The following is a 10,993-nucleotide window of genomic DNA, read 5'->3' on the forward strand; positions in this document are numbered from 1 at the left end:
TACTCAACTATATTGCTACCTATATGCCATTAGAACAGTCATTCCAACTATAACGAAGAGTAACTTTCAAAGGTGAAGACAAGCATTTAATTCAAATGAGATAAAATTGTCGTACCTACTAAGGATTCCCCAACAATTTGCACGGATGGAATACCTGCATTTAAGCATTCGAGAGCTCCTTGAACCTTAGGTATCATCCCACCGTAAATATGCCCCTCATTAATCCACTGATTGATGAAAGAAGGTGTTACTTTCGATTGATATTCATCGTTTATTCGAATACCATTTACATCTGTTACAAGTAATAAGCTATCTGCCTCTAAAGCTAGTGCTATTTCACTTGCTACCGTATCTCCATTTATATTCAATGCCTGACCATGTACATCCGCTCCAACGCAAGCAATAACTGGTACTACCCCTGCATTTATTAATGCTTCTAGTAACGATGTATTAACGGTCTTTACTTCACCAACATAACCGAATATATCTTTGTCTAGGTAATCGGCTACAATCAACTGATCATCAAATCCGTTTAAACCAATTGCAGCTATGCCAGCCGTTGTTAATTCATGAACAAGCGCTGGATTGACCTTTCCTAATAACGTTGACTGTACGATATCAATTACAGCTTCGCTCGTTACACGAATACCGTTTATAGCATGTGATTTTATTCCACGCTCCGCAAGTTCACGGTTGATAGCTGGGCCACCACCATGGGTAATAATAAGCTCTGCACCGCTCTCTTGAAGTTTTTTAAAATTCTCAAAAAATGATTCATGTAAGCCTTCTAGCGTACTACCCCCAAGCTTAATGACCATTCGTTTACGAGCGATACGAGGCATTGATTTGAACGTAGTCATAAGTTAGATCACATCCCCAAGCATGCCCCTTGCCTTCTCCAATACCAAGTGACACATAAATTTTCACTTCATGCATTTTTAAAATTTGAATTAACTCATCCTCCGAGAATGGAACTGGCTCACCGTTTTCAACCATAGTTACACCGCCAATTTTGATCGTAATTTTTTCCGGATCAACCGTTGCGCCACTATAGCCTACAGCTGCAATAATACGTCCCCAGTTTGCATCACAGCCAAATACTGCTGTTTTCACAAGCGGTGAACCGACTACTGTTTTAGCAATTTTACGTCCTTCTTCATCCGAAATTGCCCCTTCGACTTCTACCTCAATCAGCTTCGTTGCACCTTCACCATCTTTGGCAATCATTTTCGCTAAGTCTTGAGATACTGTTTTCAATGTAAAGTAGAAGTTTTGCCAATCCGGATGATTAGGAGTTAGAGCTTCATTGCCCGCTAAGCCGTTTGCCATCACAACTACTGTGTCATTTGTAGATGTATCTCCATCCACTGTAATTGCATTAAAAGTCAAATTTGTTATATCAGATAAAGTAGCCTGTAGAACATCTGATTCAATATTTGCATCAGTCGTAATAAAACCTAGCATTGTCGCCATATTTGGTTCAATCATCCCCGAACCTTTTGCAACACCAGCGATAATAACCTCCTTGCCATCAACGATAGTGCTGTAACTTGTGTTTTTCATAACGGTATCTGTTGTTAATATCGCTTGGGCAAAATCAATCGCACTTTCTAAATTATCCTTTGGCTCTAACTGATTAATCCCATTTGCTACTGGCTCCATATTCATAATTTCACCGATGACACCTGTTGAGCAAACTCCTACTAAATTTGCCTCGATACCAAGCTTTTCCGCTACTAGGGATTGCATTGTTTGTGCATCCTTCGCCCCTTGCTTCCCTGTACACGCATTAGCATTTCCGGAGTTGACAATCATCGCCTGCATTTTTTTCGTTGTGTACACTACTTCTTTCGTTATTTTTAATGGTGCTGCCTGCACAGCATTCGTTGTAAAGACACCTGCTACACTCGCCGGTACTTCACTGACTAATACAGCTAAATCCTTTTTCTTATGCTTTAAACCACAGTGTAAACCCGCAGCTTTAAAGCCCTTTGGTGAAACAATATTTTTAATTGATAATTTTTTCATCATACTTGCGGATGCTATTAATGTCATAAAATCTTTCCTCCTTAGTTAATCAATTATCCTCGACATAAGAGATAAGAAACATTTGAAGCTGACGCTATACTTTCGCTACTTAAAACATTTTTCTGAAAGAAGTTAAATAAAGAATGGAACGACATCTAGTCCTGTAATTTGTGGTAAATCAAATTGAACGTTCATATTTTGAATGGCTTGCCCAGCAGCCCCTTTGACTAAATTATCGATGACGCCAACGATTGTGGCACGATTCGTACGGCTATCTACTTTCACGGAAATATCGCAATAGTTCGAACCTTTAACGCGATTTGTTCCCAGACTATTAGCATCTGTAACAATCCGTACAAACGGATGCTTTTCATAAGCACTCTGTAAACAAGCTACTAGCTGCTCTTCTGTAACACCAGGCATAACAGGGGCATATGAGGTAGATAAAATCCCTCTAGTCATTGGCACTAAATGCGTATTAAAAGTAATAGTTGTATCGGCCCCTGTAAACATTGAAATGGCCTGCTCAATTTCTGGTATATGCTGATGTGTATTCGTTTTATAGATTGATAAACTTTCATTCACCTCGCTAAAATGCGTTGTTTGCGATGGTTTATTTCCGGCTCCTGAAATCCCACTCTTTGCATCAATTACTAAAAAGCTCGAATCAATCAATCTTTCTTTTAGCAACGGTAACAACGAAAGTAATACCGCTGTTGGGTAACACCCTGGATTTGCGACAAGAGAAGCATGTTGAATATTTTCTGCATTCCATTCGGTTAAGCCATATACACTTTGTTGAATGATTTCCAATGGTGCCGCTTTTTTACCGTACCACGCTTCATAGCTCGCTGGATCTTGTAAACGAAAGTCACCAGACAAGTCTATTAATTTAGGACCTTTCCCTACCAGCGGAGGTAATAGCTCACTTGTCACCCCTGAAGGCGTACTTGTAAAAACAACATCAAATTTCTCTAAAGCCCCATAATCTATTTTTTGTAAAGGTGTATCGGCTATATGAACGAGATGACCAAACTTAGAAGAAAAAATAACACCTTCTTCTGAGGATGTGAATAAATCGATCCGCTCCACCGCTTTATGATTATGTAAAAATCGAATAAGCTCTAATCCACCATATCCGGTTGCACCAACAATTCCTACTTTCAATGCACTCACCTCTGAATTAAGTTAAAATTAGTATACGTCTGCATAATTATTAAGTCAATTGAATTTTTATTTATATTTAAACTTTTCTAAATATTTACCAATTATCATCATAACGTGTGGTTGATTTCCGTTCCGACTGGGCGCTTTCCTGGGGGCGTCCGATGAGCCGCTTCACTCGCTTGCTCGCTCCAGGGTCTCATCTGTAACGCTGATCCCCAAGGAGTCGCCCAGTCTCCACTTCAATCAACATGGCATACGTTTTAAAATAACTACTTTTATATCGAGTAAGGCATTTTTCTACTTAAAAGGAGATGTTTTATTATGCAAATAATTTTTGTATACTCTTTTCTGCTTTTTTAGTAACTAACGGTAAAATTGAAGTAAATATCCCGTTGAATGAAGTTATACTTTCTCAAAAAAGAAAGCAGGAATTTTTCGTCGACCGAATAAATTCCTGCTTCTTATATTACAAAATTAATCTTCCATCGTAGATAAATCACCTGTTGGTAAATTTAACTCCCACGCCTTTAACACTCGACGCATGATCTTACCACTACGCGTTTTTGGTAGCTTATCCTTAAATTCGATTTCACGGGGTGCTGCGTGTGCAGATAAGCCCCTCTTAACAAAATTGCGAATATCCTCAGTCAATGCATCTGAAGGTTCTACACCCTCACGTAAGGATACAAACGCTTTAATAATTTCACCTCGTACAGGATCTGGTTTGCCAATCACCCCTGCCTCGACGATATCAGGATGCTCTAGTAGCTTACTTTCTACCTCGAAAGGACCTACCCGCTCGCCAGCTGTCATAATAACATCATCTACACGTCCTTGGAACCAGAAGTAACCATCATCATCCATATAGGCAGAGTCCCCAGTCACGTACCATTCACCTTTTAAGAAATAGGATTCATAACGCTCTGGATTTCCCCAGATTTGACGCATCATCGCTGGCCAACCGCGTCGGATTGCTAGATTTCCCATTGTAAAAGGCGGTACTTCATTACCAGCGTCATCAACAATCGTCGCATGAATACCTGGTAATGGTTTACCCATTGAACCTGGCTTAATATCCATAGAAGGATAGTTACAAATCATATGCGCACCCGTTTCTGTCATCCACCATGTATCATGAATACGGTGACCTAGCTCATCAGTCCCCCAACGAATGACCTCTGGATTTAACGGCTCACCAACAGATAAAATGTGACGTACCGAAGATAGATCATAGTTCTCAAGTATACCACTACCAGCACCCATTAACATTCTGAAAGCAGTTGGTGCACTATACCAAACTGTTACACTATAATCCTCAATAGCTTGGTACCAAGCTTGTGGTGAAAATCTCCCACCAACAATTAGCATTGTGACACCATTTAACCATGGACCAAAAATGCCATATGCTGTGCCTGTCACCCATCCTGGATCAGCGGTACACCAATAAATATCGTCTTCACGCAAATCTAATACCCATTGTGTTGATTGATATTGTTGAAGCATTGCATTATGAACATGCAATACTCCCTTTGGTGCTCCTGTTGATCCAGACGTATAATGAAGAATCATACCATCCTCTCTGTCTACCCATTCAATGTCAAATAGAGAAGATGCTTCTTTCAAGCGTCTATTAAAATCTAAAATTTGTGTTGTTTCCTCTATATCAGACCCTACTAAAAAGACTTGCTGCAAATGTGGTAGTTTTTCTAAAGGTACACGTTCAAGTAACTCTGGTGTTGTCACTAATACTTTAGCTTCACTATCTGCAAGTCTGTCATAAACAGCGCCTTCCATAAATGCCTCGAATAATGGACCTACGATAACGCCCATTTTCAAAGCGCCTAATAAAGAAAAATAAAGCTCCGGTGAACGGGGCATAAAAATAAATAATCGATCACCTTTTTCTAAATTTGTTGCTGCCTTAAAAATATTTGCAGCTTTATTTGTCAGCTTCTTCATTTCATTGAAAGAATAAGCCTCTTTACGTTTTCCATCATTAAAATAAAGTGCAACTTTGTTTTTTCGATGCGTTTCCGTATGACGGTCAATTGCCTCGTATGCCATATTCACAAGCCCTGTTTCATACCAACTAAATCCCTTTTCTGTCTCTGCCCATTCATGTGTTGCCGCAGCTTTTTCATAATCAAGCAAATTGTATTGCCCCGGTAAAGCATTCAACTTCTCCAACATTTTCATCCCCATGAAACTACCCCTCTCTTTGCTATCGCCTTAGTATATTAGTAAGCAAATTTCAAATCGTAATTTCATTATTTTCCCCCTTCAAAATCCGCCACCATCTCCAAAGACAAATACGTTATGTAGCAATTGTTATACAACAGTTTAGGTAGTATAAAATTAGTGGATGCTTATTCACACTACATTCATCTGTTTAATAACAGTTGCAATATACATATATTTTACACGAATTTATCAAGATTGTCTTAATATTTTTATTTTTCTAAAAACTCGGGTATATTTTGCAATAAATAGCGTTTTTCCGCAGGAAATCAGCTATAATGGAATTATTAAACTCAGGTGGTGTAATCATGGAACATAAAAGAACTTTTTTTTCTGTCACAAAGGAAACAAAGCATGGTACTGTGTATGTGGAAGGACCTGTTCCTCCAGAAAAATTAGCTACATATTCATTCCACGAAGGCTTGGTTGCTTTTAGACCTCCAAAGCAACAACAGCAAGCCATTATAGAAATTGCAGGGCTTCCTGAAGGACGAATTATTATTATTCGAAATGAAAACATTATTGTAGGCTACGTCACTTATTTATATCCCGATCCACTTGAACGATGGGCGGAAGATCGAATTGATAACATGATTGAGCTAGGTGCTATTGAAGTCATTCCAGAATATCGTGGTACAGGTGCTGGTAAGGCACTACTAGCCGTGTCTTTTATGGGAGATGAAATGGAAGATTATCTTGTTATCACTACCGAATATTATTGGCATTGGGACTTAAAAGGGACTGGTTTAAATGTTTGGGATTATCGCAAAATGATGGAGAAAATGATGGGCTCTGCCAACTTCGAATATTTTGCTACAGATGACCCTGAAATTACATCACATCCTGCTAACTGCTTGATGGCACGTGAAGGAAAACGCGTACCCCCTGAGACAATGGAAAGATTTGATAGACTTCGTTTTAGAAATCGCTTCATGTATTAAAACCAACACAAGGGGATGAGTATATGATCGTTGAAGAAATTATGAATGATGAGCCTCACACACTGGCTCCGACAAATACAGTCGTTGAAGCACTGAAATTAATGCGTGAGAAAAAAGTACGTCATTTGCCAGTTGTAGATGAGGAACATCACGTTCTTGGGGTTATCACAGAAAGAGATATAAAAGAGGCTTTACCTTCCTCATTACGGGATGAGCCTAACTCTCCAGTTTTTAATGCAAAAGTGGAAGAAATTATGATTAAAAATCCACTTGTCGGTCATCCGCTTGATTTCGTAGAAGAAGTAGCTCTTACTTTTTATGAATCCAAAATAGGATGCTTACCCATTGTCTCTGGGGGGAAATTAGTTGGGATTGTAACTACTACAGATTTACTCTATACATATATAGAGTTAACAGGCGCCACTGAACCCGGCTCAAAAATTGAAATTCGTGTAGCCGATACGCCAGGAATATTATTTGAAGTCACAAAAATTTTTAGCGAACATCATGCAAATGTCCAAAGCGTCTTAGTTTATCCTGACTCTGAAAATACGCAAAATAAAATATTAAGTGTCCGAGTAAAAACCCTGAATCCACTAGCTATGATTGAAGAACTTCGTAAAGAAGGCTTCGATGTATTATGGCCAAATTTACCAGGTGTTTCATTACAATGAAAAAAGCAGTATTTGTTTACTCACCAGAGCAACTCGGATATAAATTTTCAGATACTCATCCTTTTAATCATAAACGCTTGACACTTACAATGGATTTGCTAAAGAATATTGATGCTCTTAATGATTTGGATATCGTTCCAGCTCGTGTCGCTACAGAGGAAGAGCTATTACTTGCGCATGATCAAAAATATATTGATATCGTTAAAAGAGCAGGACATGGCGAGCTTTCAGAAGCACAATGTGAAAGCTATGGCATCGGTACTGAAGATACACCCATTTTTGAAAATATGCACGAAGCAAGTGCACAGCTTGTCGGTGGAACGTTAACAGCTGTCGATTATGTTATGGAAGGAAAGGCCGAGCACGCCCTCAATCTAGGTGGAGGGCTACATCATGGCTTCCGTGGCCGTGCATCAGGTTTTTGTATTTATAACGATAGTTCTGTAGCCATTCGCTATTTGCAGGAAAAATACAAGGCTCGTGTACTTTATGTAGATACCGATGCCCATCATGGGGATGGAGTGCAATGGAGTTTTTATGAAGATCCAGATGTTTGTACACTATCTATTCATGAAACAGGTCGTTATCTTTTCCCCGGAACTGGTAATATTACGGAACGTGGAAATGGACAGGGTTATGGCACTTCTTTTAATTTTCCAATTGATGCTTTTACGGAAGATGAGAGTTTCCTAGAAATATATGAAAAAGCTATGCGAGAAGTCTTTGAATTTTTCAAGCCGGATGTTGTGCTAACACAAAACGGCGCAGATGCACATTTTTTTGATCCATTAACACATTTATATGGAACAATGAAAATTTATCGAGAAATTCCAAAGCTTGCACATAAATTAGCACATGAATATTGTGGGGGGAAATGGATTGCTGTTGGCGGTGGAGGCTACGATATTTGGCGTGTTGTGCCTCGCGCATGGTCTATGCTTTGGCTTGAAATGACAGATCAGCAATTTCCAACAGGACCCCTCCCTCAAGCATGGTTAGATCGTTGGCAGCCTGAGTCACCAGTGCCTTTGATTCCAACTTGGGAGGATCCAAACCCACTATATGAGCCAATCCCTAGAAAGACTGAAATTGAAGAAAAAAACACGCAAATGCTAACCAAGGCGCTACATATTATTCGCAATGAGAACCGCGCTTAACAATATGCCTCACGACAATCGTGGGGCTTTTCGTTTGCTCTTAGTCATCTATACGACTATATAAAAACACGTAAATCCTTAAACAGATTTACGTGTTAAGTATCGTTATTTACTTTTGACAGATTGTCGATGTTCAATACGATGCGGTAAAATAACCGCTTCGTCCTCAACAGGCTCTTTGCTCATTAATTTTGTCAGCAAGCGCATTGCGACAGCTCCGATATCGTACAGTGGTAACGCGACACTTGTTAGCTGTGGACGAACCATCCGAGCTAATTTTGAATTTTCAAAGCTAATTACTTCGATATCCTCAGGTACATCTTTGCCTGCATCCTGTGCACCATGAATTAATCCAATTGCTAATTCATCACTACCTGCAAAATAAGCAGTTGGAGGATTTTCAAGTGAGGATAATGTTTCCCACGCCTCTAAGCCCATATCATAACTCGATTCATCTGCAGCGATTAGTGATTCATCTATAGGGTAACCTGCATCTTGTAAGGCTTTTTTATAAGCTGCAAGTTTGAATTTTCCATTAATAGTATACGAAAGCGGACCTGTTACGAAAGCGATTCGCTTATGACCATTTTGAATAAGTAATGTAACCGCCTCATATGCTGCTTGGTAATAATCAATATTAACAGTCGCAATTGTTTGTGATTCATCTACTGAACCTGCAAGTACAATTGGCACAGGAGAGTGATCCATAGTTTGTTGCATTTTTTCAGTTACTTCGTCACTCATCATGACAATACCGTCAACCTGTTTCCCCAGCATTGTATCCAGTAGCTGAAGCTCTTTATCTTCATGTTGGTCTGAGTTGGCTAAAATAATATTGTAACGATACATTGTTGCAATATCCTCAACACCACGCGCCAGCTCCGCATAAACATTGTTTGCAATATCCGGGATAATCACGCCAACTGTTGTTGTTTTCTTACTTGCTAATCCTCGCGCTACTGCGTTTGGACGATACTCTAATCGTTCAATCACTTCTAATACTTTTTTTCGTGTTGCCGGTTTTACGTTTTGATTACCATTGACTACACGAGAGACAGTTGCCATAGAAACATTTGCTTCTCTTGCAACATCATAAATTGTAACAGTCATCGTACGTGCCTCCCTTTTTCCTTTAATAGCCTTATCATACGATAATTTTCATATTCTTTTCAAGAAGCAGTATGTATATGAAAAGAAAAACCAAGTACAAGTAGTACTCTTCTAGACATTATTTTGTCACTATATAGTAAACACCGCCTGCCAATTAAAGCAAGCGGTGTTTATATTGCGTCTGGGATCGGCTTTGTGCTTAGGCCTGCAGATGTTTTTTGTGCGAAAGCGCAGTATTAACGTAGCGGCAGCAACAACAGGATACAGGTCAGTTAGCCGATATCGCATGGATGCGATGATTTTAGGCTAATTTCCTATATTAAACTCCTTCCCGATTCCGTGACATCCACCGGAGGCTTTGTGCCAACAGATGTTTTTTGCGCGAAAGCGTAGTGCTAACGTAGAGCCAGCAACAGCACCAATGTTGGTCACTCAGCCGTGTGTTGCTGCCGCTTCGCTTTCGCACAGATAAATTGCCACAGGACGTGGCGTTCTTAGACCGAGTTCCTCTATTTCAGCCGGTATTGCTGAAAGAAGTTAAGCATTGATTTCATGGTTCTTCATGAAATTTTGTAGTGTTTGGTAGAACGCATCAAATGTTGGAATATCCATTTGTTGTTGTGAATCTGAAAGTGCTACAGATGGATCTGGATGCACCTCTGCCATGACGCCATCAGCTCCAATAGCAATTGCCGCCTTAGCACATGGTAATAGTAAATCACGACGACCTGTTGAGTGCGTAACGTCTACAAATACTGGTAAATGCGTTTCTTGTTTTAAAATTGGTACAGCAGAAATATCTAATGTGTTACGTGTTGCTTTTTCGTAAGTACGAATACCACGCTCACAAAGAATGATGTTTTCATTTCCTTTAGACATAATGTATTCTGCTGCGTGAATGAATTCATCAATTGTCGCTGCTAAGCCTCGTTTTAAAAGAACAGGTTTATTTGTTGCCCCCGCTGCTTTTAATAATTCGAAGTTTTGCATATTACGTGCACCAATTTGGATAACATCGATGTAATCTAATGCTTCCTCTAAATGGCCTGGTGTAACAATTTCCGTAATAACACCTAAACCGTATTCCTCTGACACACGTTTTAAAATTTTAAGTCCTTCTAACCCAAGACCTTGGAAGTCATATGGAGAAGTACGTGGCTTATAAGCACCACCACGAATTAATTTTTCACCTTTTGCTTTAATAGATTCTGCTACCGCTGCTACTTGTTCGTATGACTCTACAGCACAAGGTCCAAATACGAAAGATGGTTTTCCTTGTCCAATTAGCTCACCATTTATATTAATGACAGTATCTTCTGATTTTTTCTTACGTGATACAAGTAACTCTTTTTTCTTGTCTGCTTCAAGTTGTTTTAAAGCTGTTTTAAAGATTTGTTTAAATATATAATCTACCGTCATTTGGTTTAATGGACCTTGATTGTGCTCTTTAATAAGATCAAGCATGTGTCGTTCACGCAATGGATCATAGCGAATCACACCTTGTTTTTCTTTAATCTTACCGATTTCATCTACTACTGCTGCTCGTTCGTTAATTAGACGAAGAATTTCTAAGTTCAAACCGTCAATTTGACTACGTAAGCTTTCTAAATCTTTTTGGCTCATGCTTTCTTGCTCCTCTCCTTATGACAGACACTTTCAGAACTCTGAAATGTATGTT

General features: G+C 39.3%; 9 protein-coding genes. 3 read left to right on the forward strand and 6 right to left on the reverse strand.

Annotation, left to right across the window (positions count from 1 at the left end; genetic code table 11):
- Nucleotides 1-86: 86 nt before the first annotated feature.
- From argB to acsA, 4 genes are all read right to left on the reverse strand, one after another.
- Nucleotides 87-860: an acetylglutamate kinase gene (gene argB, locus B1B04_RS11610; RefSeq protein WP_079561633.1), complete on the reverse strand. Its 774-nt coding sequence runs from the start codon at nt 858-860 to the stop codon at nt 87-89.
- Nucleotides 823-2,055: a bifunctional glutamate N-acetyltransferase/amino-acid acetyltransferase ArgJ gene (gene argJ / locus B1B04_RS11615; protein WP_079561634.1), complete on the reverse strand. Its 1,233-nt coding sequence runs from the start codon at nt 2,053-2,055 to the stop codon at nt 823-825. The genes argB and argJ overlap by 38 nt, the downstream gene beginning before the upstream one ends.
- Before the next feature lie 105 nt (nt 2,056-2,160).
- The gene (argC, locus tag B1B04_RS11620) at nt 2,161-3,195 is read right to left on the reverse strand and encodes an N-acetyl-gamma-glutamyl-phosphate reductase (RefSeq protein ID WP_170938965.1); all 1,035 of its coding nucleotides are present in this window, start codon (nt 3,193-3,195) and stop codon (nt 2,161-2,163) included.
- Between the two features lie 474 nt (nt 3,196-3,669).
- Complete coding sequence (gene acsA, locus B1B04_RS11625) at nt 3,670-5,397, reverse strand: acetate--CoA ligase (protein ID WP_427483205.1); 1,728 nt, start codon at nt 5,395-5,397, stop codon at nt 3,670-3,672.
- Between the two features lie 344 nt (nt 5,398-5,741).
- Here acsA and B1B04_RS11630 point away from each other — a divergent pair, with 344 nt between their 5' ends.
- The 3 genes from B1B04_RS11630 to B1B04_RS11640 are packed head-to-tail and all read left to right on the forward strand — an operon-like array spanning nt 5,742 to nt 8,205.
- A complete protein-coding gene (locus B1B04_RS11630) occupies nt 5,742-6,374 on the forward strand; it encodes a GNAT family N-acetyltransferase (protein ID WP_079561699.1) in 633 nt (210 codons plus the stop codon).
- Nucleotides 6,375-6,397: 23 nt separating this feature from the next.
- A complete protein-coding gene (locus tag B1B04_RS11635) occupies nt 6,398-7,048 on the forward strand; it encodes an acetoin utilization AcuB family protein (RefSeq protein WP_079561636.1) in 651 nt (216 codons plus the stop codon).
- Nucleotides 7,045-8,205, forward strand: coding sequence for an acetoin utilization protein AcuC (locus tag B1B04_RS11640; protein ID WP_079561637.1), 1,161 nt, complete (start codon nt 7,045-7,047; stop codon nt 8,203-8,205). The genes B1B04_RS11635 and B1B04_RS11640 overlap by 4 nt, the downstream gene beginning before the upstream one ends.
- A 105-nt stretch (nt 8,206-8,310) precedes the next feature.
- On the opposite strand, the gene ccpA is transcribed toward B1B04_RS11640, so the two are convergent.
- Together ccpA and B1B04_RS11650 are read right to left on the reverse strand one after the other, a co-directional pair.
- Nucleotides 8,311-9,315: a catabolite control protein A gene (gene ccpA, locus B1B04_RS11645; protein ID WP_079561638.1), complete on the reverse strand. Its 1,005-nt coding sequence runs from the start codon at nt 9,313-9,315 to the stop codon at nt 8,311-8,313.
- Nucleotides 9,316-9,852: 537 nt separating this feature from the next.
- Nucleotides 9,853-10,938 (reverse strand): bifunctional 3-deoxy-7-phosphoheptulonate synthase/chorismate mutase, encoded by a 1,086-nt coding sequence (locus tag B1B04_RS11650; protein ID WP_079561639.1) that lies wholly within the window; start codon nt 10,936-10,938, stop codon nt 9,853-9,855.
- Between the last annotated feature and the right edge of the window lie 55 nt (nt 10,939-10,993).

The organism is Lysinibacillus sp. KCTC 33748 (assembly GCF_002237755.1).
Taxonomy (GTDB): domain Bacteria; phylum Bacillota; class Bacilli; order Bacillales_A; family Planococcaceae; genus Lysinibacillus.

What these genes read in the sequence shown, in the direction of transcription:
- B1B04_RS11640 (WP_079561637.1), top strand. Translation starts at nt 7,045, where the DNA reads ATGAAAAAAGCAGTATTTGTTTACTCACCAGAGCAACTCGGATATAAA.
- B1B04_RS11630 (WP_079561699.1), top strand. Translation starts at nt 5,742, where the DNA reads ATGGAACATAAAAGAACTTTTTTTTCTGTCACAAAGGAAACAAAGCAT.
- argJ (WP_079561634.1), bottom strand. Translation starts at nt 2,055, where the DNA reads ATGACATTAATAGCATCCGCAAGTATGATGAAAAAATTATCAATTAAA.
- B1B04_RS11650 (WP_079561639.1), bottom strand. Translation starts at nt 10,938, where the DNA reads ATGAGCCAAAAAGATTTAGAAAGCTTACGTAGTCAAATTGACGGTTTG.
- B1B04_RS11635 (WP_079561636.1), top strand. Translation starts at nt 6,398, where the DNA reads ATGATCGTTGAAGAAATTATGAATGATGAGCCTCACACACTGGCTCCG.
- argB (WP_079561633.1), bottom strand. Translation starts at nt 860, where the DNA reads ATGACTACGTTCAAATCAATGCCTCGTATCGCTCGTAAACGAATGGTC.
- acsA (WP_427483205.1), bottom strand. Translation starts at nt 5,397, where the DNA reads ATGGGGATGAAAATGTTGGAGAAGTTGAATGCTTTACCGGGGCAATAC.
- ccpA (WP_079561638.1), bottom strand. Translation starts at nt 9,315, where the DNA reads ATGACTGTTACAATTTATGATGTTGCAAGAGAAGCAAATGTTTCTATG.